Here is a 25819-nt window from a genome sequence, read left to right as displayed (position 1 = left end):
CTCACATTGGTTTGTGATCAACGATATTGGTGATCAACGAGGTTGGTGATCAACGACCAGCACCGAGCACCCGGCGCCGTGCAGGACGGAGTTGCCCATGAGTCCGACAAGTTGGTCGACGTGCTCTCGGTTGCGCACGCTGACCACCACCAGTTGCACCGTTCGGCCGCTTTTCTCCAGATAAGTCAGCAGGCTGCCATGCAGTGCCGCCGACTCCACTCGGACATCCGGATGGTTCCGCCTGCAACGCTCGAGCCGCCGATCCAACTCAACCTCTATCCGGCAATCGGCGTCGCCGCGGCCGCTTGCCGATCGGGCCACCGCCCGAAGCGGAGCGTTGCGCAGCTGCGCTTCCGCGAACGCCGCTTCCAGCACAACGTCCGTGCTGCCGGCACCCTCTGCGTCCACGACGATCCAACGCGCCTGCTGCCCAGATCGACGGTTGTCGCCTCGAATAATGGCCACCGGACAATGCGCCGACACAGCCAGGGCAGCAGCCGTGGAACCCATCCGGTCTGGACGGACGTGGTGCAAGCCGACCGCACCGACGCACACCATTTCGGCCGAGGCCGAGGCCCGGATCAACGCCGTGATCGCCCTGTCCTGGACGACCTCCACTTCGATCTTGACCGGCTTTTCGGCGGCTTCGAGCGCGGTGAATGCATAGCGGACCGCGTTTTCCGCGATGGCCAGTTTGCGCGCCGCCCGGTCCGGGGGGACTTGCGCATTTTCCGGCTCGATCGCATAGAGCAGGCGCAAGGGGATGTCACGACTGACCGCCTCATCGATCGCCCATAGCGCCGCCTGAATGGCCGCCCTGGAACCGTCGATGCCCACAATGATCGAAGGGGGCGTTCTGATCTCGTTCATCATGGGCTCCGAGTCGACTTCGATTGGGCGCGATTCGCTGACGCAGTAGCAACGCTATTGCCCCCACCAGCGATTTGGCAGGGCCTTTGGTCCCCTGCGCTGAGGGGCTATAGCCCCGGCCGGAATCGGCGTTGGCAACCAAAGAGTTTCACTCTTCAGCAAACGCGTCCGGCCGGTTACCCTACGCTGACACGCATTGCGACCTGCGCTGAGAGGACTCCCATGTCGACCCGGATCCGATTGTTGGCCATCGTGGCGATGGGCTTGGCAAGTGTTACGGCGTGCGCATCGCAGCACCCGACGTCGCCGCAGGCCTCCACTGCGAAATCCCCCACGCCATCCGCCAGCAGTCCCGTCTCCGCGGTGGTCAGCACCACCGTGTCGCCAACGACCAGCACGCCGGAGTGCACCGGTTTGTCGATCTGCGCGCCGCCTCCCCCGGACGCCCAAGGCAATCCGCCGTGCTTCTACTCCGATGGCTGGCAAGCGGCCACGGACGGCGGCATCGAGGTGTGGTACTTCCATGAACCGCAAAACCTGTCGCAGGCCGAGAAGGTCACCGCGGTGGTGCGTAAGACAGACGGCACCACGCAATCACAGGAAGCCGACGTCGCGGCCGGTCAACAGGTACACCGCTTTGAGTTTCCGACCATCGACAAATCCGTTGTGGCAGAAGTCTTTTTCGACACGGCCGCGGGCCGCTGCTTCGTGGCCGGGCCGGGTATTTGACGGGCGTGACCCACGCTCAGCGCTGCCGCTACTGCTGAGCCGGCGCCGGGGCAGCGGGCGCGCCACGGGCAATGACGACGGGCATCGATGTCGTTGCGTTCCTGCGCAGGATGGTGTGGACCACCTCGACCAGGTCCTCGACCGGCATCAGCGTGCCGGGCATGCACCCTCGCGCCGCCCACTGCGGGTAGAACTGCATGGCCAACTCACGGTCCCAGCCGGCGGTCATCCCGGTCTGTGCTTCGCCCTCACCGCCCGCGCACTCGCCCGCGATGAGGGTGGTGAATCCGATCTCGGGGTGTTCGGCTTGCCATGATTCGACGAGCCTCTCCAGCGCCGCTTTGCTGACCCCATACGCGCCGAGTCCGGGCCACACCGGCCCCGCGCTGCCAACCGGGGAGGACAGGTAGACGGCCTTCGGGGCGGCCGAGGCGAGGAGGTACGGCAGCGCCGCCGCCGTAACCAACGATGCGCCGATCACGTTGGTGTCGAAGACGTTGCGCCAGGTTGCGGCATCGGTGTTGGCCAGCGGCGCGAGGGGGCTTATGGCCGGTGCGTACACGACGTTGTCGATGCCGCCCAGATGCTCAGCCGCCCCGTTGATCGCCGATCGACAGGATGCTTCGTCGGTGATGTCGCACTCGACGGCGACCGCGTCAGGTCCCGCTTGCTGGGCTGCGGCCTCGATGCGCTCGCGGCGCCGGGCCAGCAGCGCGACTCGATCCCCGCGTCGGGCCAAGCTGATGGCGATACAGCGCCCCAACCCGCTCGACGCTCCGACCACCACTGTGTTCGACATAGCGACCTCCGCAGCCGAGCATCGCACACCGCCGTGCCCAATCGAGTAGGGGGCCGGGTTGACCGGCCCCCTCTCACACCACCGGACGTGCGGGCCTCGCATCCGGCGGTTCGCTAGGTCGTGTGGAATCTGGCCCAGGCGTGGTGAAACGTGATGAGGCCCTGCCGGTCCCAGTATCGGTTGGGCAGTGCCCGCGTCAGGACGGGCGAGCCCGCGATTCGCCAGTAGCCGCGGCTGCTCATGCCCCATTGCCAGGCCAGATCGGCCCGGATCCCGAGTGCACGCAGGTTCGCGACCTTGGTGCGGACGCGTTTCCATTCCTTCCAGCGGATTTGGCGCAGTCGACGGCGGAACCACTCATCCAGATCCCGGAACTTGCGGGGTGTGTCCGCTAGGCGGAAGTACCCCATCCAGCCCCGGACGTATTGGTTCAGCCGCATGATGCGGTACTCCATGGCCACACTCCACCGCCGCGACGTCAACGACCGGATGCGGGCTTTGGCCCGCTGCCACGCCTTGGGCGCGACCCGGATCTTGACCCCGGAGGTAGTGAAGAAGAACCCGAACCCCAGCAACACAGCTGTCGTCGCCGGGGCGATCGAGGACTTGGCCTGGTTCACCCTCAACTTCAACCGCTGCTCCAGCAGCCGAGTGCCCTGTTCGAGCACCCGCTCGGCCGCCCGCTTCGATTTCACAAAGACCCGGATATCGTCGGCGTAGCGGACAAACCGGTGCCCACGCGCCCAGAACTCCTGATCGAAATCGTCGAGCATGATGTTCGACAACAGCGGCGATAACGGCGACCCCTGTGGGGTCCCCTGGCTCACCGCCTGCCGCACCCCATCGGCCATGATCCCCGCCTCCAAATAGCGGCGGATCAGCTTCAGCAGCCGTTTGTCGTTCACTTTCCGCGCAACCCGGGCCATCAGCACGTCGTGGTTGACCCGATCGAAGAACGCATCCAGGTCCACCTCGACCACCCACCGATACCCCTGCTCGATCACCAACCTGGCGACCTTCACAGCGTCGTGGGCGCTTTTGCCCGGCCGGAATCCATACGAGACCGGCACAAACCCCGGATCAAAGACCGGGGTCAGCACTTGCGCGATCGCCTGCTGGATCAACCGATCCAGCACCGTCGGCACCCCCAACTTCCGTTGCCCGCCATCAGGTTTGGGAATCATCACCTGACGCACCGGCATCGGACGGTACGTGCCCGCATCCAACGCCGCCCGCACTCCGGCCCAGTTGTCCCGGCACCAGTTACGCAACTCCTGCGCGCTGACATCATCGACACCGGCCGCACCGCGATTGCGTTCGACACGTCCCAACGCGACAGCCAGATTCGCGGGCGCGAACACCTGCTCCCACAAATCCTGGCCATCCCTGACACCCTCGGCAGCACCCGCCGAGACACCGCTACGCACAGACAAGGGCACTTCCGGATTCACCAGTCCCTCCACATCATCTGCCCCACCGCCGGTGGGTTGGCTGCGATCACCGCGACATCCACGAGAAGCACCACTTCGAAACATCAATTCCCAACGTTCAGCCCTTCCCGGCACATCTGATTCCCGCCGGTACTACGGCCTCTGCTGACTTCTGCCCCGTCAGCGCCGCCCTCACGAACGACGCCGCTCCGGCGCACAGCACCGACGCACCAGGACAGATCTCCCCAGATAAGAACATCCACTTTCACCCTGCCGCCGCCGCATTTACACACCGGCCGCTTCGGTGGAACGGGCTTCACCATCTGTTGCTGGCTCACCCCAACCGGCATGCCTTCTATACGGTTCGTGTCCCTCGGTGCAGGGCTTCGTCTCCGGCTTCCTTCCCACCCCACCTCACGGTGACGCAGTTGCCATCGACTCGGAGTTAAACCACCTTCTCCTCCAGAGGACTCACACCTCCTAGCGAATGCCCATGCTGGGCGTACAACGAGAACGGGGCACCACTGCCGTGGTGCCCCGTTACAGCATGTCAGGCCGGTAATCAGCCCTTTCCGACGATGGCGTCCCGAGCCCGGTCCAACATCGCCGCGAACGGGCCGGCGACCAGATTCGCCGTCTGTGACTCGACCCCGGCGTGCGGGCGGGTCGGCGCGACCGCTTCGGCGAGTTTGGCCGCGCGGCCCATCCTTTCCAGCTCGTCATTACTCAACTGCTCGGCCAGCTTGGTGAATTCTTCGCGCTCTTCGTGCTGGGCATGAGCTAGAACGGCGTCCCGCAGCTCGGCCAGCTGGTTGGTGAACACCGCACTGTCGACATCGAGCTTCTCCAGCTGCTTCAGCCGGATCTTTGCCTCGTGCTCCTCCTCGAGCCGCGGTTTGACCACAGCGTCGCCGTTGTCGATCTTCCGCTTGACACGAGGGTGAACAATTTCCTCCTCGGCGGTCTCGTGCACCGCGAGTAGCCGTCGGAGTTCGATGAAAGCTTCTTCTCGTTGCTTGCCCGATGCGGCCAACGTCCTGTCGAACAACGACTCGATCTGTTGGTGCTGGTGTACCAGAAATTCGACGACGTCGTCGGGCGACTGGATTGTGCTCTCAGCCATGCGTCCTCCCGTTCAGGGTTGGGTTTCGCGCGCTGGGCTGTAGTGCGCGCACTTGGTGGCGGCTACCCGAGCACCGTGGGCACCAAACACAGCTGTGTCGAGCCGCATACGCGCTGGTGGCGGTGTTTGGTGCGGTCAGCAGCGCGTACCTCAGCGCGAAATGCCACCGACATGCCGCGATCCTTCGGATACCAGCGCGACCAGCTGACAGCGTCGCACGCCGACTACGGTGGAGCTATGAAATTCTTGGACGTCGACGGGGTCGGAAGAGTCAGCCGAATCGGACTCGGCACCTGGCAGTTCGGTTCCCGCGAGTGGGGCTACGGGGACGCCTATGCCGAAGGGGCGGCCCGCGACATCGTCCGTCGGGCCCTTGCGCTGGGTGTGACGTTGTTCGACACCGCCGAGGTGTACGGACTGGGCAAGAGCGAGCGAATTCTGGCCGAAGCGCTTGGGGACAAGCGCACCGAGGTCGCGGTGGCAAGCAAGGTCTTTCCCGTCGCACCGTTCCCGGCCGTCGTCAAACAGCGAGCACGCGCCAGCGCCAAGCGATTACAACTCGATCGGATTCCGCTGTACCAGATTCACCAACCCAACCCCGTGATTCCCGATTCGGTGATCATGCCGGGGATGCGCGACCTGTTGGACGACGGGTTGATCGGCGCGGCAGGCGTGTCCAACTATTCGCTTGCGCGCTGGCGGAAAGCCGACGCCGCGCTGGGTCGCCCGGTGATCAGCAACCAGGTCCAATTCTCGTTGGCGCGCCCGGACGCACTCGAGGATTTGGTCCCGTTCGCCGAGCGCGAGGGCCGCATCGTGATCGCGTACAGCCCGCTGGCGCAGGGCTTGCTGGGCGGCAAGTACGGAGTCCACAACCGTCCCGGTGACGTCCGCCTGGCCAACCCCTTGTTCGGCACCGAAAACCTGCGCCGCATCGAGCCGCTGCTGCAGACACTTCGTGAGGTCGCGGCGAGCGTCGATGCCAAACCGGCCCAGGTGGCATTGGCTTGGCTGATCAGCCTGCCGGGCGTGGTCGCCATTCCCGGGGCCTCCAGCGTCGAGCAGCTGGAGTTCAATGTCGCCGCAGCCGACATCGAGTTGAGCGCCGAGGCCCGCGACGCGCTCACCGACGCCGCGCGCGAATTCCACCCGGTGTCCGCGCGCCGCGTGTTCACCGACCTGGTCCGCGAGAAGCTTCCCTTCTGACCGCGCACAGCAGCAGGATTGCCGTCAGTGTCTGCCACAGCAGGATCGAATAGACGCTGATCCGTTCCCAAAGCCCAACGTTGTTGGCGCCCAACAGGAACAACGTCAGTCCCGCGTACCCGGCTCCGGCCAGCAACCACGAAACGACGCGATACGAAGGCGCACCAATGGATTTCGACAGCGAAGTCGACCCTGCCATTATCGCGGCGTTGCCGCCGGCGATAGCCAGCACGGCGCCCAACCCGTGCACCCAAGCTCCCGAGCCGCTGTGGACGACCGCGACGAGGACGTTACCGACGGCGTTCGCCGTCGCGAACAACACAAACGCGGCCCGGTAGCGGATGCGGTGGCTGCCGGCGGGGCCCACCAGCAGAGCACCGAGCAGGAAAAGTGTTCCCTGCCAACAGAAAGCCGCATTCATGGCTGCGGCCCGCGGTGACCGCGCCGGCACGCCCAGCGAGCTGATGTAGTCGGTCACGTAGCTGTACTGGGCGCCGATCGCGGCCGCGGCCACCGCCTCCACGATGAGATAGCCGAGGGCCGCCGCGATCCACGCGGCGGCGCCTGCGGCAACGCGCACGGCGTTTCGCTACGCGTTCTCTACAGGCTGCGCGTCAAGCGGTCCGCGAGCAGTCCGGCGAACCTCGCCGGGTCGTCGAGCGCCCCGCCTTCAGCGAGAAGCGCTGTGCCGTAGAGCAATTCAGCAGTCTCAGCCACCGAAGCATCATCGGGCCGGTCCTGGTGCGCCTGGCGCAGACCCTTGATGAGCGGATGGTTCGGGTTGAGCTCCAGAATCCGCTTGCCGACCGGAACGTCCTGCCCGGAAGCACGGTAGATCCGAGCCAGCGCCGGGGTCATCCCGAAGGCGTCGGTGATCAGGCAGGCCGGCGACTCGGTCAGGCGGGTGGACAACCGAACTTCCTTGACGTGCTCGCTCAGGGTCTCCTTCAACCAGGTGAGCAGACCGGCGAATTCCTTTTCCTGCTCTTCGCGCTCGGCTTCGCTGCTTTCCTCGTCAGAGGTCAGGTCCACCTCGCCCTTGGCCACCGATTGCAGCGGTTTGCCGTCGAAGTCGGGCACCATGCCCACCCAGACCTCGTCGACCGGGTCGGTGAGCAGCAGCACCTCGTAGCCCTTGGCCTTGAACGCCTCGAGATGCGGCGAATTGAGGATCTGTTGGCGCGACTCGCCGGTCGCGTAGAAGATCTTCTCCTGCCCTTCCTTCATGCGCTCGACGTACTGCGCCAGTGTGGTGGGTTCCTCCTCGCTGTGCGTGGAGACGAACGACGAGATCTGCAGCAGGGTCTCCCGGTTGTCGATGTCTGACAACAGGCCCTCTTTGACGACCCTGCCGAACTGGGTCCAGAACTTCTTGTAGTCCTCGGGCCGCGAGGACTGCATCTCCTTGATCGTCGAAAGGACCTTCTTGGTCAGCCGGCGGCGGATGGCCTTGATCTGACGATCTTGCTGCAGGATTTCTCGGGAAACGTTGAGCGACAGGTCCTGTGCGTCGACGACACCTTTGATGAAGCGCAGGTACTCGGGCATCAGTTGGTCGCAGTCGCCCATGATGAACACGCGCTTGACGTAGAGGTGCACACCGACCTTGGCGTCCCGGTCGAACAGATCGAACGGGGCGTGCGACGGGATGAACAGTAGGGCCTGGTACTCGAAAGTGCCCTCCGCCTTCATCGCGATGATTTCCAGCGGGTCGTCCCAGGCGTGGGCGATGTGCTTGTAGAACTCTTTGTATTCGTCTTCGCTGACTTCGTCCTTGGGCCGAGCCCACAACGCCTTCATCGAGTTGATCGTCTCGGTTTCGACGGTCACCTCTTCGCGGGTCTCTTCGGAGCCTTCCTCGACCGGCACCTGCTTGCGCCGCTCTACCTGCATACGGATCGGGAAGGCAATGAAGTCGGAGTACTGCTTGACCAGGCTCCTGATCTTCCATTCGGCCGTGTAGTCGTGCAGCTCGTCCTCGGCGTCCTCGGGCTTGAGATGCAACGTCACCGAGGTGCCCTGCGGTGCCCCCTCGACGGATTCGATCGTGTAAGTGCCCTCACCGCTGGACTCCCAGCGGGTGCCCTCGGTCTGCCCGGCTTTGCGCGTCACCAGTTCGACCTTGTCGGCCACCATGAAGCTCGAGTAGAAGCCGATACCGAACTGCCCGATCAGCTCTTCCGACGCGGCCTGGTTCTTGGCTTCCTTGAGTTGCTGACGCACCTCGGCGGTGCCCGACTTGGCCAACGTGCCGATGAGGTCCACCACCTCGTCGCGCGTCATCCCGATGCCGTTGTCGCGGACGGTGAGTGTGCGCGCCTCTTTGTCTACCTCGAGTTCGATGTGCAGGTCGGACGTGTCAACGTCCAGGTCCTTGTTGCGGAGCGCCTCGAGGCGCACCTTGTCCAACGCATCCGATGCGTTGGAGATCAGCTCCCGTAGGAATGAGTCCTTGTTGGAGTAGACCGAGTGGACCATCAAGTCCAGCAACTGTCGCGCCTCGGCCTGAAACTCCAACTGCTCGACACTCGCGTTCATGACTTTCCCCTTCTGCACCCTTCTGCACCCTATCTGCGTTTTGCACACCTTTACCCCGTGTGCACCCCTGCAGACTCGGCGGCCGCCGCGGTGCGGCCGTACGCGACTCGAATTTAGCGCGCCGAATCGGTCAGTGCAGGTAGGGGTCGTCTTGGGGCAGCCACGCCGCCCCCTGGCGGAGGCTCCTACGCAAGTCTGGTTCGCTTTGGCTGAGTGCCTCGATGACGGCGACCACGCTCGGTCGCCGCTCGTCGCGCCGAGACACCAGCGACCAGGTCCAACAGGGCTGCGGGTTCATGATCGGGCGTCGCACCAAACCCGTCGGCAATGGCTTGTTCTGATCCCTGACATTGTTCAACACCGGGCCAGCGAATCGACGCACGTGAGCAAAGAACGCGGTGCCCGTGACGCCGCCGTCCTCGCATCGCTCGCTCCGAGCCCCGGTGTCGCCGGCAAACTGCTCGGCGAACCGATTCCAGGATGACCACGACGACTCATCCGAATCGAGCAACACCAGGACGTCCTGCGCGGCGACCGGGGATGCGTCCGAACCCGGGCCCACCGCGTAGAGCAGGTCGGCGCCGATCAGCCGAGCGTCCAGTTGCTGCTCATCGAGGTCGCGGCGCTGCACCCAGCAAATTGCGAGGTCAAGGGCGCGCTCGGCGACCCGCGTCGCCTGCGTGTGCGAGGGCAGTAGCCAGGTGTCCACGCGGAGTTGAGCGACGCCGGAGGTGCGCTCGACCAAATCGGGCGGACGCCAGTTGACGTACCCGATGCGCACCGGTTGGCTGTCGGTCAGCCCGTTGGCCTGGGTGCGCAACTCCTCGGCACTGGCCAGCAATTCTCGGACCTTGGGTAGCAGGGCGGCTCCCGACGCGGTCAGGGTCACCTCGCGGCGGTTGCGGTGAAAGAGCTGCAGTTTGAGGTCTCGTTCCAGAGCTTTGATCTGCTGAGAGAGCGACGGACCCGCGATATGCAGCCGTTCGGCGGCCCGACCGAAGTGCAATTCTTCGGCGACGGCGACGAAGTAGCGCAGCTGACGGAGCTCCACCGGCCCATCGTAGTGCGGTAATAGGCTGTGACTATCAATTGAGAGGCAACTTCTCTCGAACGCGTGGATGCGTTGAGCGCCCCGATTCGTTACAGCGAAGCACAAGCTGCGCGAAAGGGCGTTCCATGAGTCAGCCAACGAAAGTAGTGGTCATCACCGGGGCCTCCCAGGGCATCGGTGCCGCCTTGGTCCCCGCCTACCGCAAACTGGGTTACGCCGTGGTGGCGGTCGCCCGTTCCATCGCCGACTTCGACGACCCTGAGGTGCTTGCCGTGCGGGCCGATGTGTCCCAGCCCGGCGCGGGTGCCCGGATCGTCGAGGCGGCGCTGAACCGCTTCGGCCGGATCGACACGCTGATCAACAATGCCGGCATTTTTGTCTCCAAGCCCTTCACCGAGTACACCGACGACGACTACGACGCTGTGACGGGGGTGAACCTGCGCGGGTTTTTCGAGGTGACGCGCAGTGCGTTGGCCGCCATGCTGAGCCGCGGCGGCGGCGGCGGTCACGTGATCAACCTGTCGACCAGCCTGGTCGACCACGCCAGTTCCGCGGTTCCTGCTGGCCTGGCGGCGCTGACCAAGGGGGGTATCAACGCCGTCACCAAAGGACTGGCGGTCGAGTACGCCACCCGCGGGATCCGGGTCAACGCGATCGGACTGGGCACCATCCGCACTCCCATGCATTCGCCCGACGTCTACGACACCCTGGCCGCACTGCACCCCGTCGGCCGGTTGGGGGAGATCGAGGATGCGGTCAACGCCATCGTGTACCTGGAAACCGCCCCGTTCGTCACGGGCGAGATCTTGCACGTCGACGGCGGCCAAAGTGCTGGGCACTGAACGAATTTCGCCTTAGGAAAAGGGTTGGAAGGTCGCAATCATGGAATATCTCGTCGAAATGAAGTCACGCGCTCCCGCGGGGACGCCGCCGGCGGTCATGGCGGACCTTCAGGCGCGCGAGGCAGTACGGGCCCGCGAACTCGCCGCCGAGGGAACGATAGTGCGCCTCTGGCAGCCGGCCGCGTCGGGTAGGCGCACTTTCGGCTTGTTCACATCCGACGAACACGGCCTGCTGGACAAGGCTCTCGCCTCGATGCCCCTGCACATGTGGCGCTCGTACGAGATCACGCCGTTGTCGTGGCATCCCGATGACCCAGGTGCGGAGCGGGGGCACGAAGCGGCGGAATTCCTTACCAGGACGACGATTACAGTCCCGGCAGGCACCTCGGGACGGACCATCGACGAACTCAAGGTGCGGGAGGCCATCTGCAACCAGGCACTGGCGCAGGCCGGTCTGCTGGTTCGACTGTGGACACCACCGATCCAGCCCGGTCTGTGGCAGTCCGTCGGCCTGTGGAGCGCACGCGACCTGCGGGACCTGCAGTCGATACTGGCGTCCCTACCCCTTCACGCCTGGATGACCGCCCAAATCACACCCCTGAGTTAGCCGCGAGCAGACACAAAATTGTACTGCAGCAGCACTTTTGGTACGAGTTTGCGTCTGCTCGGCCCTCATCGAGCGGCGCCCACCAGTTCGTCGACGACGTCGGCCAGGGCGCCGAAACCGGGGGCGGCGGCCATATCGGCGGAGATGCGTTGGCTCGCTTCACGATAACGCGGCTGCGTCAGCACGGCCAAAATGTCCCTCCGCAGCGCCTTTACGCTGGGCCGCTCGGAGCGGATTCGACGTCCGACGCCGGACCACGCCACCCGTGCACCCACTTCGGGCTTGTCTTCCTTGCCGCCAGTGGCGACGATCGGCACACCGTGACGCAACGCGCATTGAACGCCGCCATACCCGCCGTTTGTGACGTAGACGGCGGTACGCGGCAACAGCTCGTCGTACGGGAGATATTCTGCCGCGCGGGCATTTTCCGGAAGTGGAGGCAGGGTGTCGAGCGGGCGACCGCCGGTGCTGACCACCGTCAGGACGTCCTCGTCGGCCAGCGCCTCCAACGTCGGGGCAATGGCTTGGCGGTAGTCGCGATTGGCGACAGTCCCCTGCGTCACATGAACAACCGGTCGCGAGCCATCGAGATCAGACCACCAGTTCGGCAACACCCCGCGCGACTCAGCGCTGCGGAGCGGTCCCACGAAGTGCAACGCGGTGGGCACGTCCGCCCGCGGGTACTCGAAGGCCGCAACGGTGAACTGCATAATCACGTCGGCGCAGCGACACCATTCGAGCAAGGAACATGGCAGGCCCTCGTCGTGTACCTCGCGGTAAAGCTGGTCGCCAATGCTGTTCGCGTGTGCGAGTATTCGGCGGCTGACTGCGGCCAAGACAGCGTTGCGCTGCTTGTTTGCCCATCGAGCGGGAGGTAATCCCATACCGCACGGTGCCGTTTCGGTGTCGGAGATCGGCAGCGGAACAACGCCACACACGACGACGGGCGGACGCACCGTTCGCGGGTGCCCGACGAGGATCGCCCCGCCGGTGAACCCGGGCTCCATCAGCACGGCATCAGCGGGACGAGCAGCAAGGGCGGCCATCACTGTCTCGTACTGGGCCTTGGTTGGACGGACGAAGACATGCTCGATGTCGAACGCGATGGCTTTAGTGCCCTTCAGCTTGGCGCGCTCAGGAAACTGGTCGAGGAGACTTTCGTCGTAGTCGGCCTCCGGCGCCAATGGGATATGGGACGCTCCTGTCGCGGCGATGCGATCGGCGAACCGAGCGCCGGTGATGAATCGGACGTGGTCGCCGCGTTCGACGAACGCCCGGGCGACCGCCAATAGCGGGGTGACGTGGCCGTGACCGGGGATGCTGGCGATGAGTATGGATGCCACGCTGCCCCCTAAGGGTCACCTTCAGTCCGTGGTTGTAGTATTCATTACTATGGCACCGCAGTCAATATCTGCAACTCCTAAGGGCGCCCGTCGGCCGCGGACGTATCGATCGGAGTTGCGACAACAGCAGGCGGAGTTGACCCGCAGCAAGGTCGTCAGCGCTGCGGCCGAACTGTTTTCCGAACACGGCTACGCCAGAACGACCCTGGCGAAAATCGCTGAGGCCGCTGGGGTTTCGCCCGAAACCGTGCAGGGACACGGCCCCAAAGCGGCCCTGATGATTGCCGCCGTGGAGTACGCCGCGATCGGCGTCAGCGACGAAGAAGACGTTCTCAACGTGGAAGCTGGACGGAGATTTGTCGCCACGCAATCCCCCGACGAGGCGATCGATTATTTCGTGGCCGCCCAGACCGAGATCCACCAACTAACCGCGCGGATCGCGCCAGCCCTGAGGGATGGCGCCGCCGCCGATGCTGAATTGCGCAGCTATCTGCAGGGGTTGCTGAGAAGCATCAACCAGCAGCTTGAGCGGCTACTCGGGGTTGCTCGCGAGCGCGGCTGGCTGCGCAGAGACGTGCCCTTCGAGGAGCTGGTCGAAACCCTGGCGGTAATCAGCAGCACCGACAGCTACCTGCGCATCACACAACAAGACGGGTGGCCGGTGGACCGCTATCGCGGGTGGCTCCGGCGGATGATCGCGGAGTCGGTGTTTGGTCATACACACGACAAACAGTGACCACTGCAAACTAATGTGCGATTTGCACAACAGGATCTTCATCAGCGCCCTATGATCTGCTCATGACGGGCGACCGGGCCGCCGCTGCGAGGGCCTCGGGAGTATTCGAAAGCGCTCGTGGAGCCGGCAAAAGTGATCACGCGTGCTTGGCGTATTCGACGAAATCCGAGCGCGACGCCGCAGCGGTTGAGTGGCTGCTAGAAGGCGCCCGCATCGGGCAACGCCTGGCCATGGTGACGACCGACCCCGACGGCGGCGCCGGGCTACTTGCCGCCCTCACGGCGGCCGACGCACGGGTCGCCCAAGAGGTAGCCGCCTTCAGCCACGATCAGATATATGACATGTCGAAGCCGATTGACGCCGACGCGCAACTGGCGCTGTATGCCGGCCAGGTCAAGCGGGCGCTGGCCGCCGGCTTCAACGGCATTCGGGTGTTCTGCGACATCACTCCTCTGATCGCCGATCCGGCTCGCCGAGCCAGCCATGCCCATTGGGAGCACACAGCGGATGCCTGGATGGCCGAGGGCAACCCAATGTCCGCATTGTGCGCCTACGACGTCGGCGTCGTCGGCGATCAACCCGAGGCGGTGATGGTCGTTCACCCGCTGCGCCAAGGTCCCGCGACCACCTCGACGCCTTTCGGCCTGTTCTGCCAACCCTCGAAGACGGTGTTGGGCGGCGAAGTCGACGCCTTCGGCGTTCGGGCCCTGGCAGAAGCTCTCCAGGCCCTGCCGAAGGGTCCGGTCAACCTCGACGTGAGCGATCTGTCCTACATCTGTGCTCGGGGCGCCGCTGCCCTGGCGCAGGCCGGCCAGGTCGCGACCACAGACCGGCCGCGCATTCGACTCACCGGCGCACCGCCGATTGTGAAGCGAATTTGGCAGGTCCTGGGGTTCGACATGGACATGATCCCCGAGGACGCGACCCAGCGCTGACCTTCTGCCGTTGACTCTGCACTTTTGGCGGCGCCTTCTCGCACTTCCCCGCCAAATCCGCAAAGTCAACGCGGCACCAGCCAAGCCGCGACCGTGAGCAGCGTCACCAGTTAGTTGCGCTTGCGCAACTATACGCCTTAGATATATTGGCTATATACTCTATCTATTGAATCTGGGCACCAAGACTTGTTGGCGACCCACGTGGATGGGAGGCGCCAATGAGCAACGGCGACAAGGCAACCGAATACGTGCTGACACCCGCAGACATCGTCTGGCACAAGACCGACCTCGGGCCGAAATTCTGGCTCAGCAACGAGTTGGTCGACGACGACTACTCCAGCCTCTTCAGCGCCCAGTTGACCAAGTTCGGCCCGGGTGGCGGCTCGTCCCCGCACAGCCATACCTACAACCACGCGTTCTACTTCCTCAGCGGCTCCTGCAAAGTGCAGATCGAGGACGACATCTGGCAGGTAGCAGCGGGTTCGTTCGTCAAGGTGCCCGCATACAAGCGGCACAACGTGATCAACAACGGCACCGAGGACCTCGTCTTCCTGGTGATCTACGACCCGCCGAATGTCGACGACAGGCAGTAGGGATATCTAGGCATCGAGCCCGAGCAGTCGGGCCTTCAGCTGCCCCAATTCCGCCCGGTAACCAATTACGCTTTGCCCATGTCACTCCAGGTTGGCCAAGTGTTCGCCGGATACACGATCCTGCGGGTGCTGGGCTCCGGCGGGATGGGTTCGGTGTATCTGGCCAGGCACCCGCGGCTGCCACGCGAAGACGCACTCAAAGTGCTTTCGCCCGAGTTGACCAATGATGCGGAGTTTCGGGCGCGCTTCCTGCGCGAGGCCGAGGTAGCGGCGACTTTGTCGCACCCGAACATCGTGCGAATCCACGACCGCGGCGAGTACGACGGCCAGTTCTGGATCTCGATGGACTATGTGCCCGGCACCGACCCGGCACAGCTACAGCGCGAACGCTTCCCCGGCGGAATGCCGCTGGATCAAGTGGCGACCATCATCACCGCTGTCGCCTCGGCCCTCGACTATGCGCACCACCGCGGACTGCTGCACCGCGACGTCAAACCGGCGAACATCTTGCTTGCCGAAGCCGATGGGCAACCGCGACGGGTCTACCTCGCCGACTTCGGAATCGCTCGGCGCATCGAGGATTCAACGGGTCTGACCGCGACCAACATCATGCTGGGTACCGCGTCTTACGCGGCACCCGAGCAGTTGAAGGGCGAGCCGTTGGACGGTCGCGCCGATCAATATGCCTTGGCCTGCACCGCCTTTCACCTGCTCACCGGTTCGGCGCCGTACGTCGATTCCAACCCGGTAGTGGTGATCACCCAACACGTCACCGCACCGCCGCCCTCGATCGGTGCCCGCCGCCCGGAATTGGCAAGGCTCGATCCCGTATTCACCCGCGCCATGGCGAAAAAACCGGCCGACCGGTTCGACAGCTGCAGCGAGTTCGCCGCCCGACTGCGCCAGGACCCGACGATGCCCGCCTACGCCCAGGACATCGCACGCACCGTGACCGCTCCGACCGTGCCGGGCGCGGGGCCCCAACCGGCCGGAAAGCGCCCGCGTTCCCGCGCCCTGATCGGCGCGCTTGCGGGCATCGGTCTGCTGCTCGTGGCCGGTGGAGTGTTCGCGGGAATAAAGATCACTCAACGCCCTGACTCCGCCCCTCAGGCTGGAGCACCACCCGGCGCCACGTCCACTACCCCGACCAGAGCACCCAACACGGGGCCGTTCACCGGGGCCTACCGAGCCAACTTCGGCGCAGCGACCAGCATAGATATTGACGTGCCCGGCCCGGGCATGGTGCCGTCCACCGACAACTACGCCGTCCGCTCAACGTGTGGGCCCGGCGGTTGCCGGGCAACCGCGGCTCATCTCGGGGGCGAAACCACCTTCGCACCGACGTTGGTGTTCGACAAGATCGGTGACCGCTGGGTGTCGGTGGCCCTCGGCCACGACAAGTGCCAGGACGCCCCGGCCGAAATCTGGGAGGTGTTCATCCTCAAGGAGGGCCCCCCGGGCACATTGACCGGAGATTTCACCGCGACCACCGCGAACGACTGCGTAGGCAAACACACGGTGACCTTCACCCGCATCGGCGACGTCGATGTCGACAGCCTGCCCGATCCGTCGGCGCTACCGGCGCGGGTCGTGCCGCCGGCCGAAGCGCTACGCGGCCAATACCACCAGCGACGAACCTTCAAGATCCGGGCCGCACCGCAGGAGATCGACTACAAGGTCACCACCCACTGCCTGCGCACCGGTGACCGGTGCATGAGCTTCTTCCACAATTTCTCGGGGGCCGTGGAACCTCTGGTGTTCGCCGACGGGAACTGGACGTTGCACACCGAGCACGACGGTACGTGCCCGGGTCGGGGCTCCCCGACGCACGTGAAGAAGACCGGGCAGTATCCCCTGCCCCAACCCCCGCAGGATCCCATCACGTTGCTCACCGGCCAAGGCACGCAGGAACAGACCGGGTCCTGCGCAGTCAGTGTCGGCTTCGACGAATCATTCACTCGCACAGGCGATTAACACCCAGCCCATGTCCCTAGAAGTTGGCCAGGAGTTCGCCGGCTACACGATCGTGCGGAAGCTCGGTGCTGGCGGGATGGGCGCGGTGTACTTGGCGAGGCATCCACGATTGCCCCGCGAGGATGCCCTGAAGGTGTTGCCGGCGGACGTGACCAACGATCCGCAGTATCGGGCGCGGTTCGAGCGCGAGGCCGAGTTGGCGGCGGCGCTGTCCCATCCGAGCATCGTCGGAATCCATGACCGCGGGGAATATGAGGGCCGGTTGTGGATCTCGATGGACTATGTGGACGGCACCGACGCGGCGGCGCTGCTGGCGACGAGGTACACGGGCGGGATGCCAGTCGATGAAGTGGTGGCGATCATCAGTGCGGTCGCCTCGGCGTTGGATTACGCACACCACCGCGGATTGCTGCACCGCGACGTCAAACCGGCCAACATCCTGCTGACCGAACCGGACGGGCAGCCGCGGCGGGTGTTTCTGGCGGACTTCGGCATTGCGCGACGGATGGATGACGCGGCGCGCCTGACTCAGACGAATATGGCGGTGGGAACAGCGGCCTACGCCGCGCCCGAGCAGTTGACGGGCGAGTCTCTTGACGGCCGCGCCGATCAATATGCGTTGGCCTGCACGGCTTTTCACCTACTGGCCGGCACGCGGCCGTACAGCGACTCCAATCTTGCAGTGGTGATCACCCAACAGGTCACCGCCCCGCCGCCCTCGATCGGAGCGCGCCGCCCGGAGTTGGCCGCGCTGGATCCGGTGTTCGCCACCGCGATGGCCAAGCACTCGGCCCAGCGTTTCGCCAGCTGCCAAGAGTTCGCCCAACAGTTGGAGCAATATCTCACCGACGCGTCCTACGTGTTCGAGACCCGGGCCGCCCCCGTGGTGACGGTGCCGGATGCCGACGTTCGGCGCCGACGCTCGCCCCTGCTCGTCGGCGCGCTGGCAGCCGTCGCGTTGCTCGTCGTTGCCGTCGGCATCTTCGCGGGCGTCGCACTCACCCGGCAGCCGGGCCCGGCCGCCACCGCGAGTGGTCCGTTGGCCGGGACCTATCGCGCCGACTTCGGCCCGACGATCGGACTCGATGACCCACCGAGTCAAGGGACAACGGCGCTGACGGGGACGTATGGCCTTCGGTCGGTGTGCGAGACGAGTGGTTGTGTGGCTACGGCAAGACGTTTCGGCGGCGCAGAGGTGGGGCCCGCGGCGCTGGTGTTTGACCAGATAGGCGGGCGCTGGGTGTCCGTATCACAGGGCACAGGCCAGTGCCAGGGCGCAGACGCCGACGACTTGTGGCAGGTGTTCACGTTGCGGCCAGGCAGCAACGACCCTCTCACCGGCGAGTACGCCGTGATGGCCGGCGACGGCTGCTTTGAAAGGCGAATCGTGACCTTCACCCGCACCGGCGACGCCGATCTGGGCGAACTTCCCGATCCGGCCGGCCAGCCAGCGCGCGTCCCGTCGGAGGCCGAAGCGCTGCACGGCCGGTACCGCCTGACGCGGACCTTTACCGACGGCAGCCCGCCGCTGCAAGCCAGCTTGGTCGGCACCACCTACTGCCTGCGCACCGGCGATCGGTGCACCAGCTACCTGCACAACGCATCGGGTGGAGTGCCGATGGTGTTTGCCGCCGGCAAATGGACGTATGTGATCGAGGAAGAAAAAACATGTCGGACCTCCGGTGCGAGCGCCCAGTTGAAGGTCACGGGGCAGTTTGCGTTGCCACCAGGGGTGCAGGATCCGATCACGACGCTGAGCGGGCACGGCCACCAAAGCATCAGCGAGTGCAGTGACAGCGACTTGGACGAAACGCTCACGCGCACTGGTGATTAGAAATACATCACCCTGGTAGGCGCGCGGGATCGGCCGCGCTGCGTCGGTGCCGGTGCGCAGCGGGTGCGGGGAAACAAACGAACAGGACATACGATTTGGCCATGGCGCTGGAGGTTGGCCAGGTATTCGCCGGATACACAATCCTGCGACTGCTGGGCTCGGGTGGGATGGGCACTGTGTATCTGGCGTCGCATCCGCGGCTGCCCCGCGAGGACGCACTCAAGGTGCTGCCGGCGGACGTCACCGACGACGCTGAGTTTCGCGCCCGTTTTGAGCGCGAGGCTGATCTGGCGGCGACCCTGTCTCATCCGCACATCGTGGGGATTCATGACCGCGGCGAACATGACGGACAGCTGTGGATCTCGATGGAGTATGTGGAGGGCACCGACGCTCACCACCTGTTGAGCGAGAAATTCCCGACCGGTATGCCCATCGACCAGGTTGTGATGATCGTCAACGCGGTCGCATCGGCGCTGGACTACGCGCATCATCTCGGGCTGCTCCATCGCGACATCAAACCCGCGAACATCCTGCTGACCGAACCCGCCGGACAGCCGCGACGCGTCTTTCTGGCTGACTTCGGCCTGGCCCGGCGCATCGATGATCCGTCCGGCCTGACCAGGACCGATGTCACCGTCGGGACAGCGGCTTACGCAGCACCCGAGCAATTGACGGGCGAACCGCTAGATGGACGCACCGACCAGTACGCGTTGGCCTGCACCGCCTACCACCTCCTCACCGGTGGAGCGCCATACGGCATGTCCAACCTGGCATCGATGATCAATCAGCACCTGACGGCGCCGCCTCCGGTGATCAGCGAGCGCCGCCCCGACCTCGCCGGGTTGGATCCAGTCTTCGCCAAGGCGATGGCCAAGAACCCAGCCGACCGGTACGACAGCTGCCAGGAGTTCGCCCGTCACCTGGCGCAACACCTCAGCATCGCCACCCAGAGCGTCGATGTCACGCAACCCACCATCGACCTGAAGGCCCTGGACATACGACCTCCGGTGCGGGAGGAACCCAAGCGACGACCCCGCGCCCTGATCGGCGCCCTGATCGCCGTCGCGATCCTACTCGTCGCCGGTGGCGTCCTTGCGGCCGTAAAGCTCACCAAGGACGAACCTTCCGGCGGCACCGCAGCCCCCACCGCTGCACCCGCTCCCCCGACCAACAGCGGTCCATTCACCGGCGTCTACCGCGCGGACTTCGGTGCGCCCACGACTCTCACCGGCGCCCCCGCCGGAGGCACCAAGCCGTCGTCGGCGACCTACGCCATCCGCTCGGCGTGCACGCCCAGTGGGTGCGTGGCCACCGCCTCGCGCCTAAAAGGCGACCCCACTTTCGCGTCGACAATGGTGCTCGACCAGATCGACGGGCGCTGGCTTGCGGTTGCCCTCGGTTCCCAACAGTGCCGCCAAATGCCCGCCGAAGTGTGGCAGGTGTTCTCCCTGCGCCCGGAGGCCGAAGGCACGTTTACCGGCGAATATCGCTCGGAGGTCCGTAATGCCTGCGCCGACAAACGAACTGTGACCTTCACCCGCACCGGGGACGTCGATATCAACAGCCTGCCCGATCCGAACAACCAACCCAAGCGGGTGCCGTCGCCGGCCGAGGGCCTGCGCGGCCAGTACCACCTCACGCGGACCTTCGCGTCGGTGTTGCCGCAACAGCAGACGGACTTGACGGTCACCACCTACTGTCTGCGCACCGGTGACCGATGCATGAGTTACTTCTACTCGGACAACGAAGACAGCCCGCTGGTGTTCGACGGAGCCAACTGGGTCCTGGACATCGGGCACTCCGAAACGGTGCCTGGCTGCACCGGACTGATGGTGAAGACCACCGCGCAATACCCGCTCCCCCAGCCGGCGGACAACCCCATCCAGCTGCTGACCGGGCACGGTAACCACCAGCAGACCGGCAACTGCGCCGTCAGCGTGGACTTCGACGAAATCTACGCCCGCACAGGCGATTAACATCCGTTTGTGCTCGCCGAACGTGGGGCCTGCGACCCTCAATGCGCAGATGGAAGGACCATAAGGCCCACGCTCGGCGCGGCCGTCGCGGCCGTCGCGGCCGTCGAATACTGTTGACCGCGTACGGAACGGGGCACTTACTGCGAACCGGGTGCGGACCCAGACGCAATAAGTGCCCCGTTGCCGTGCGTCAGAGGATGTAGAGCATCTCCTGGTAGGTGGGCAGCGGCCACAAGTCGTCGGCCACAACGGTTTCCAGCGCGTCCGCAGCGGCGCGCACCGCATCCATCGCGGGGAGCAGCGTATCCCGGGCGTGTTTGGCCTCGTCATACGCCGACTCCGCGGAGTGGTCCGACAATGCCGACTTCAGCGTCGCCAGCGCCGCGGTCAGATCGGCCAGCGGAGCCGAAACCGCCTCCAGCGCAGCGGTGCTCGGGTCGATGCCCGCCGCCTTCAACGTCGCGACGTTCTGCGCGAGTTCGGTCTGGTAGCGGATCGCCGCCGGCAGGATGACCGTCGTCCCGATCTCCAGGGCCAGCTTCGCCTCGACCCCGATGGTCAACGCGTACTGCTCCAACCGGACTTCGTAACGGCTTTGCAGCTCACGTTCGTTGAACACGCCGTATTTCTCGAAGAGTTCGATCGCTTCCGGCTTGATCAACTCGGGGATGGCGTCCAGCGTGGTCTTGAGGTTCGGCAAGCCGCGCGCGGCGGCTTCGACCTGCCAATTCTCCGAGTAGCCGTCCCCGTTGAACACCACCGCGCCGTGTTCGGTGATGACCTCGGTGAGCAGCTTCTGCACTGCCTTGTCGAAGTCCTCACCCGCCGCGACGGCCTCCTCCAAGACCGTGGCCATGTAGTCGAACGAGTCGGCCATGATCGTGTTGAGGATGATCATCGGGACCGCGACCGTCTGGCTGGCGCCGGGAGCGCGGAACTCGAAACGGTTGCCGGTGAACGCGAATGGGCTGGTGCGGTTGCGGTCGCCCGGGTCGGTGGGCAGGTGCGGGAGTGTGTCGACACCAATGATCATGGTGCCCTTGCCCTTTGACGACGTGGCCTCGCCCTTGGCGATCTGCTCGAAGACGTCGGCGAGCTGCTCGCCGAGGAAGATCGAGATGATCGCGGGTGGCGCCTCGTTGGCGCCCAGGCGGTGGTCGTTGGTGGCCGACGCAACCGAAACCCGCAGCAGCCCAGCGAACTTGTGCACCGCACGAATCACTGCGGCACAGAACACCAGGAACTGGGCATTCTCGTGCGGGGTGTCGCCGGGCACCAGCAGCGAGCCGAGTTCGGAGTTGCCCACCGAGAAGTTGACGTGCTTCCCCGACCCGTTGACACCGGCGAACGGCTTCTCGTGGAACAGGCATTCCATGCCGTGTTTCTTGGCGACCGTCTTGAACACCGTCATCAACAGCTGCTGGTGGTCGGAGGCGAGGTTGGCCCGCTCGAACATCGGCGCAACCTCGAATTGGCCTGGGGCCACTTCGTTGTGCCGGGTCTTGGCGGGGATGCCGAGCTTGAACAGCTCCCGCTCGGTGTCCATCATGAAGCCCAGGACCCGTTCGGGCACCGCGCCGAAGTAGTGGTCGTCGAACTCCTGACCTTTGGGCGGCTTGGCGCCGAACACCGTGCGACCGGCGTTGATCAGGTCAGGCCGCGCCAGGAAGAAGTGCCTGTCGACCAGGAAGTACTCCTGCTCGGGCCCGCAGAACGACACCACCTTCTCCGGGTTCAGGTGCCCGAACAACTTCAGGATGCGCTCGGCGTGCGTGCCCATCGCCTGCTGGCTGCGCAGCAACGGGGTCTTGTAGTCCAGCGCCTCACCGGTCATGGAGACGAACACCGTGGGAATGCACAGCGTGTTGCCGTTCGGGTTCTCCAGGATGTAGGCGGGGCTCGTGACATCCCAGCCGGTGTAGCCGCGCGCCTCGAAGGTGCTGCGCAGCCCGCCCGACGGGAAGCTGGACGCGTCGGGCTCGCCCTGGATGAGGGTCTTGCCCGCGAACTCGGCAAGCGTCTGGCCGTCGGAGATGGGTTCCAAGAAGCTGTCGTGCTTCTCGGCGGTCAGGCCGGTCATCGGGTAGAACACGTGCGCGTAGTGGGTGGCGCCCTTCTCCAGAGCCCAATCCTTCATCGCCACGGCGACCGTGTCGGCGACGGCTGGGTCGAGCGGGGCGCCCTTCTCGATGGTCGCGATGATCGACTTGTACACGGCCTTGGGCAGTCGGGCCTGCATCTCCGCCTTGGTAAAGACGTTGGCACCGAAGATCTCACCCGGAGGTTCGTCAGGGTCGAAAGTGATGGCCGGGGGAACGTATGCCTCGACGTTGTTGATCGCCTGCAGGCGGACCGCGTTTCCGCTCAATTGAGCTCCTACCACTGGGGGGAAGTGAACTGCCCCACCCTAGGAAGGTTGCAAGTCAATCTTGTTACGCCGGCGTCAACGATAAGCCGCGAACGATTGCGAATGTAGCGCCGAGATTGCCGTGACGGTCCTGTACACGGGGTCAAGCACGACCCTGGCGGCAATCTCGGTAGGAGTTGAGCGGGCTAAAGCTTGGTACGCGGGCGGAATCCGCTCTGGGCAAGCGCGACCGCCACCGCGGTGCCGATCGGACCCTTGTGGTCGACGAGAGAAGCCGAACCGTTGGCCACCCCGTCGTGGCTGTAGTGAGTGTGTGACGCCAGGCCGATGTGGGGGCCGTCGGGGAGTCGACTCAGCGTCAGCGTGTAGTCGACGTTGATGAACTGCAAAGCCTCGGTGCCCCAGTTGGCGATCGCGGCCGTGACATCACCTGCCATGGCCGCGCGGGTGAAGGGGGTGAAGGGTTCGCCGCCGATCAACGCGTGCGTCTCGCACACCCACGTGTACTTCGGTCCGGGCGTGTTGTCCCATGCGGGGTCGGGGTTCTGCAGTTCCATACCCCAGCCGTAGGTGCGCATGAAAAGCGAAGCGCCGTCGTGTTCGACGGGTCGCTCCGGCATTTCGAAGGGGGTCGACCACACCCGCCCCTCGGGCTGCGCTCCGCGCCGCAGGAACAGGGCGCTGGCACGCGCCACTGCGGTTCCATGCTGGGTGAGGACGGCCTCGACAAGTCGCAGACGCCGTCGCTCGTGGCGCACACTGGTATGCACCTCGACGGGCTCCATCGCGGTTGGCGCAAAGAGGTCGACGGTCAACCGTGCGGGTTGCAGTTCCAGGTCATCGACGGCGCGTTCGACAGCCCAGCCCAGCAGGCCGCCGATCGCGTGACCGCTGATCTTCGGGCCCCAGCCACCGCGTGCGAGTTTCGTTGGTACGTATTGGTTTTCGTTACGCTCGAAGTACGGCAGCGAGGAGAAGTCCGACACTATTCGCCTTTCGTACCAACGGTGATCAAATCGGACAACAGCTGGGTCCACACCGGTCGCCGAACGCGGTGCTGGTCGGTGATGGTGAATCCCGCGTCTTCGAACAGGGCGCGCATTTCCTTGGGCGACGGGTTGTGCTGAGGCTTCCACTTACTGGCCGAGGGGATTTGCAGCACCGGTTGGCGTGCGCTCAGTGTCGCGACGGCCACCAAGCCGCCGGGGGTCAGCACCCGGTGGAACTCCCGCAACGCCGCCGGCTGGTCGAAGAAGTGAAACGCCGAGGTCGTCACGACCGCGTCGAGAACCCCGTCGCCGAAGGGTAGCTGCTCTGCCGGAGCGCGCAGCCAGTGCACCCGTTCAGATTTCGCGCGAGCCTGGCTGAGCATGCCGTCGGACATGTCGACGCCGTAGATCTCGCCGGGGTGCAGTTCCCGCTCGATGCGGCTGCTGAGTACGCCTGTGCCGCAGGCAATGTCGGCGATCTTGTCGGCGCCGTGGGCGCGCAGCGCGGCAATCACCTCGTCGTGCGGCGGCCGATAGATCCACTGCTGTAGGAACGGCAGGTCGTACGCCGGAGACAGCAGGCTCCACATGCTGGTGACCGCGCCGTTGAGCACGCGGCGCGGCGCGGTCACTTATTCAGTACCGAGCTGTAGTAGACGGTGTCGGCCATCGATACCGAGTCGTGGCTCTGCGGGACGGCGCGCAGGCCGAAGTCGGCCAGCAACTGGCTCATCGGGGTGCCGACCGAGCGCCAACCCAGGTTCGCCACGTAGGCCTCGACGTCGTTGCGCTCGCCCTCGAAGCCGAGTTCCTCCCAGTCCAGCTCGAAACCGTGCTCACGCCATTTGGCGGTGGAACGGCGCATCATTTCCCGGGCCTGCTCCCGGGCCTGCTCCGTGTCGCGCTCCGGCCTGTTCGGGATGGCCTCGACGGCCAGCCGACTGCCGTCGGCGCTGAGCGTGGTGATGTTGTCCATCAGGCGGTCTTGGGCTTCCGGCGGCAGGTAGCCAAGGAGTCCCTCGGCGATCCAGGCGGTGGGCTGCTGGCGGTCCAGACCGGCCTCGAGCAGCGCGGTCGGCCAGTCCTGGCGCAGATCGATGGCGACCGTACGCAGATCGGCGGTGGGAGCAGCGCCGAGACCCTCCAGGGTGGCGGCCTTGAACCCGATGACCTCGGGCTGATCGATCTCGAAGACCTTCATGTCCGCCGGCCAAGCCAGCCGGTAGGCGCGGGAATCGAGGCCCGACGCCAGGATGACGGCCTGACGGATTCCGGCCTTCGCCGCGTCCTGGAAGAACGAATCAAAGAATCGGGTTCGGGCGGCCATCGCGTCCGGCATGTGCTCGAGCTTCCAGGTCGACTCGTCGTCGTCGACGTCTTTGGCGAGAAGGTCGCCGCTCACCCACCGGGTGAAGAAGTCCACGCCGACGGCGCGGACCAGCGGTTCGGCGAACTGGTCGTTGATCACCGGGTTGGGGGCGTTGGTCGCGATGGCGCGGGCGGCGGCCACCATGGTCGCCGTGGCGCCCACGCTGGTGGCTAGGTCCCAGGTGTCGTTATCTGTGCGCGGCACAGGTTTGTCTCCAATGTCAGAACAGGGCCAAATACTTAGTTAGTTTAACGACTATTGGAGCGCGTGCGGCTGTGAGCCGCGTCACCTGCGGTCGAGTTAGTGCCTGCCCAGGCCGCCAGGTCCCGCCGGCCCCGGGCCAATGGGTCCCGGTCCAACCGGCCCAGGCCCAACCGGCCCAGGTCCCACTGGCCCGACCGGACCCGGACCTCCGGGCCCGCCGGGTCCCCCCGGACCGTTCACCGCAGGAAGGACGAACACGCAGGTGTTCAACTCGAAGCTCCACGCCCAGCCGGGAGCGCAGTC

Annotated in this window: 22 protein-coding genes; 10 read left to right on the top strand and 12 right to left on the bottom strand. The window is 65.2% G+C overall.

What is annotated here, in order from left to right:
* Positions 1–33 precede the first annotated feature (33 nt).
* The gene (locus BST27_RS00225; protein ID WP_069419291.1) at positions 34–870 is read right to left on the bottom strand and encodes a universal stress protein; all 837 of its coding nucleotides are present in this window, start codon (positions 868–870) and stop codon (positions 34–36) included.
* 222 nt (positions 871–1092) lie between these two features.
* Here BST27_RS00225 and BST27_RS00220 point away from each other — a divergent pair, with 222 nt between their 5' ends.
* Positions 1093–1599 (top strand): hypothetical protein, encoded by a 507-nt coding sequence (locus BST27_RS00220; RefSeq protein ID WP_069419251.1) that lies wholly within the window; start codon positions 1093–1095, stop codon positions 1597–1599.
* A 28-nt stretch (positions 1600–1627) separates the two neighbouring features.
* Here BST27_RS00220 and BST27_RS00215 read toward each other — a convergent pair whose 3' ends face one another.
* From BST27_RS00215 to BST27_RS00205, 3 genes are all read right to left on the bottom strand, one after another.
* The gene (locus BST27_RS00215; RefSeq protein ID WP_197518108.1) at positions 1628–2386 is read right to left on the bottom strand and encodes an SDR family oxidoreductase; all 759 of its coding nucleotides are present in this window, start codon (positions 2384–2386) and stop codon (positions 1628–1630) included.
* 125 nt (positions 2387–2511) lie between these two features.
* The gene (gene ltrA, locus BST27_RS00210; RefSeq protein WP_079219592.1) at positions 2512–3849 is read right to left on the bottom strand and encodes a group II intron reverse transcriptase/maturase; all 1338 of its coding nucleotides are present in this window, start codon (positions 3847–3849) and stop codon (positions 2512–2514) included.
* 541 nt (positions 3850–4390) lie between these two features.
* Positions 4391–4951 carry a hemerythrin domain-containing protein gene (locus BST27_RS00205; RefSeq protein ID WP_069419253.1) on the bottom strand — a complete coding sequence of 187 codons (561 nt, stop codon included), beginning with the start codon at positions 4949–4951 and terminating at the stop codon, positions 4391–4393.
* A gap of 237 nt (positions 4952–5188) precedes the next feature.
* On the opposite strand from BST27_RS00205, the gene BST27_RS00200 reads away from it, so the two are divergent.
* On the top strand, positions 5189–6157 hold the full coding sequence (locus tag BST27_RS00200) for an aldo/keto reductase (protein ID WP_069419293.1): 969 nt from the start codon (positions 5189–5191) through the stop codon (positions 6155–6157).
* Here BST27_RS00200 and BST27_RS00195 read toward each other — a convergent pair.
* From BST27_RS00195 to BST27_RS00185, 3 genes are all read right to left on the bottom strand, one after another.
* Entirely contained in the window at positions 6123–6737 is a 615-nt protein-coding gene (locus tag BST27_RS00195; RefSeq protein WP_069419254.1) for a DUF998 domain-containing protein, read from the bottom strand. The two genes, BST27_RS00200 and BST27_RS00195, sit on opposite strands and share 35 nt — an antisense overlap.
* Positions 6738–6757: 20 nt before the next feature.
* The gene (gene htpG / locus BST27_RS00190; RefSeq protein ID WP_069419255.1) at positions 6758–8695 is read right to left on the bottom strand and encodes a molecular chaperone HtpG; all 1938 of its coding nucleotides are present in this window, start codon (positions 8693–8695) and stop codon (positions 6758–6760) included.
* Positions 8696–8825: 130 nt separating this feature from the next.
* On the bottom strand, positions 8826–9746 hold the full coding sequence (locus BST27_RS00185; protein WP_069419256.1) for a LysR family transcriptional regulator: 921 nt from the start codon (positions 9744–9746) through the stop codon (positions 8826–8828).
* A gap of 125 nt (positions 9747–9871) precedes the next feature.
* Here BST27_RS00185 and BST27_RS00180 point away from each other — a divergent pair, with 125 nt between their 5' ends.
* Complete coding sequence (locus BST27_RS00180) at positions 9872–10588, top strand: SDR family NAD(P)-dependent oxidoreductase (RefSeq protein WP_069419257.1); 717 nt, start codon at positions 9872–9874, stop codon at positions 10586–10588.
* A 40-nt stretch (positions 10589–10628) separates the two neighbouring features.
* Positions 10629–11195, top strand: coding sequence for a muconolactone Delta-isomerase family protein (locus BST27_RS00175; RefSeq protein ID WP_069419258.1), 567 nt, complete (start codon positions 10629–10631; stop codon positions 11193–11195).
* A 65-nt stretch (positions 11196–11260) separates the two neighbouring features.
* Here BST27_RS00175 and BST27_RS00170 read toward each other — a convergent pair whose 3' ends face one another.
* A complete protein-coding gene (locus BST27_RS00170) occupies positions 11261–12538 on the bottom strand; it encodes a glycosyltransferase (RefSeq protein ID WP_069419259.1) in 1278 nt (425 codons plus the stop codon).
* Positions 12539–12674: 136 nt separating this feature from the next.
* Here BST27_RS00170 and BST27_RS00165 point away from each other — a divergent pair, with 136 nt between their 5' ends.
* From BST27_RS00165 to BST27_RS33060, 6 genes are all read left to right on the top strand, one after another.
* Positions 12675–13274, top strand: a complete 600-nt coding sequence (locus tag BST27_RS00165) for a TetR/AcrR family transcriptional regulator (protein ID WP_170062248.1) — start codon at positions 12675–12677, stop codon at positions 13272–13274.
* Between the two features lie 62 nt (positions 13275–13336).
* Positions 13337–14209, top strand: coding sequence for an MEDS domain-containing protein (locus BST27_RS00160; protein WP_069419261.1), 873 nt, complete (start codon positions 13337–13339; stop codon positions 14207–14209).
* A 218-nt stretch (positions 14210–14427) separates the two neighbouring features.
* Complete coding sequence (locus BST27_RS00155; RefSeq protein WP_069419262.1) at positions 14428–14802, top strand: cupin domain-containing protein; 375 nt, start codon at positions 14428–14430, stop codon at positions 14800–14802.
* 78 nt (positions 14803–14880) lie between these two features.
* Complete coding sequence (locus tag BST27_RS34925) at positions 14881–16776, top strand: serine/threonine-protein kinase (protein WP_069419263.1); 1896 nt, start codon at positions 14881–14883, stop codon at positions 16774–16776.
* Between the two features lie 10 nt (positions 16777–16786).
* A complete protein-coding gene (locus tag BST27_RS34920; protein ID WP_069419264.1) occupies positions 16787–18610 on the top strand; it encodes a serine/threonine-protein kinase in 1824 nt (607 codons plus the stop codon).
* Between the two features lie 101 nt (positions 18611–18711).
* Entirely contained in the window at positions 18712–20586 is a 1875-nt protein-coding gene (locus BST27_RS33060) for a serine/threonine-protein kinase (RefSeq protein ID WP_069419265.1), read from the top strand.
* 190 nt (positions 20587–20776) lie between these two features.
* On the opposite strand, the gene BST27_RS00135 is transcribed toward BST27_RS33060, so the two are convergent.
* From BST27_RS00135 to BST27_RS00120, 4 genes are all read right to left on the bottom strand, one after another.
* Complete coding sequence (locus BST27_RS00135) at positions 20777–22954, bottom strand: glutamine synthetase III family protein (protein ID WP_069419266.1); 2178 nt, start codon at positions 22952–22954, stop codon at positions 20777–20779.
* Positions 22955–23139: 185 nt separating this feature from the next.
* Positions 23140–23940 (bottom strand): acyl-CoA thioesterase domain-containing protein, encoded by an 801-nt coding sequence (locus BST27_RS00130; protein WP_069419267.1) that lies wholly within the window; start codon positions 23938–23940, stop codon positions 23140–23142.
* Positions 23940–24575, bottom strand: a complete 636-nt coding sequence (locus tag BST27_RS00125) for a class I SAM-dependent methyltransferase (RefSeq protein WP_069419268.1) — start codon at positions 24573–24575, stop codon at positions 23940–23942. The genes BST27_RS00130 and BST27_RS00125 overlap by 1 nt, the downstream gene beginning before the upstream one ends.
* Positions 24572–25516 (bottom strand): SAM-dependent methyltransferase, encoded by a 945-nt coding sequence (locus BST27_RS00120; protein WP_069419269.1) that lies wholly within the window; start codon positions 25514–25516, stop codon positions 24572–24574. The genes BST27_RS00125 and BST27_RS00120 overlap by 4 nt, the downstream gene beginning before the upstream one ends.
* Positions 25517–25819 lie beyond the last annotated feature (303 nt).

The sequence above is a fragment of the Mycobacterium intermedium genome (assembly GCF_002086275.1).
Classification (GTDB): domain Bacteria; phylum Actinomycetota; class Actinomycetes; order Mycobacteriales; family Mycobacteriaceae; genus Mycobacterium; species Mycobacterium intermedium.
The sequence above is the reverse complement of the archived record's forward strand: the minus strand, read 5'-3'. Positions and strand labels throughout refer to the sequence as shown.

Bases quoted from the DNA above. Each gene is read 5' to 3' on its own strand.
- BST27_RS00225 (WP_069419291.1), bottom strand. From the start codon at position 870: ATGAACGAGATCAGAACGCCCCCTTCGATCATTGTGGGCATCGACGGT.
- BST27_RS00220 (WP_069419251.1), top strand. From the start codon at position 1,093: ATGTCGACCCGGATCCGATTGTTGGCCATCGTGGCGATGGGCTTGGCA.
- BST27_RS00180 (WP_069419257.1), top strand. From the start codon at position 9,872: ATGAGTCAGCCAACGAAAGTAGTGGTCATCACCGGGGCCTCCCAGGGC.
- BST27_RS34920 (WP_069419264.1), top strand. From the start codon at position 16,787: ATGTCCCTAGAAGTTGGCCAGGAGTTCGCCGGCTACACGATCGTGCGG.
- BST27_RS00155 (WP_069419262.1), top strand. From the start codon at position 14,428: ATGAGCAACGGCGACAAGGCAACCGAATACGTGCTGACACCCGCAGAC.
- BST27_RS00205 (WP_069419253.1), bottom strand. From the start codon at position 4,951: ATGGCTGAGAGCACAATCCAGTCGCCCGACGACGTCGTCGAATTTCTG.
- BST27_RS00200 (WP_069419293.1), top strand. From the start codon at position 5,189: ATGAAATTCTTGGACGTCGACGGGGTCGGAAGAGTCAGCCGAATCGGA.
- BST27_RS00175 (WP_069419258.1), top strand. From the start codon at position 10,629: ATGGAATATCTCGTCGAAATGAAGTCACGCGCTCCCGCGGGGACGCCG.
- BST27_RS33060 (WP_069419265.1), top strand. From the start codon at position 18,712: ATGGCGCTGGAGGTTGGCCAGGTATTCGCCGGATACACAATCCTGCGA.
- htpG (WP_069419255.1), bottom strand. From the start codon at position 8,695: ATGAACGCGAGTGTCGAGCAGTTGGAGTTTCAGGCCGAGGCGCGACAG.
- BST27_RS00160 (WP_069419261.1), top strand. From the start codon at position 13,337: ATGACGGGCGACCGGGCCGCCGCTGCGAGGGCCTCGGGAGTATTCGAA.
- BST27_RS34925 (WP_069419263.1), top strand. From the start codon at position 14,881: ATGTCACTCCAGGTTGGCCAAGTGTTCGCCGGATACACGATCCTGCGG.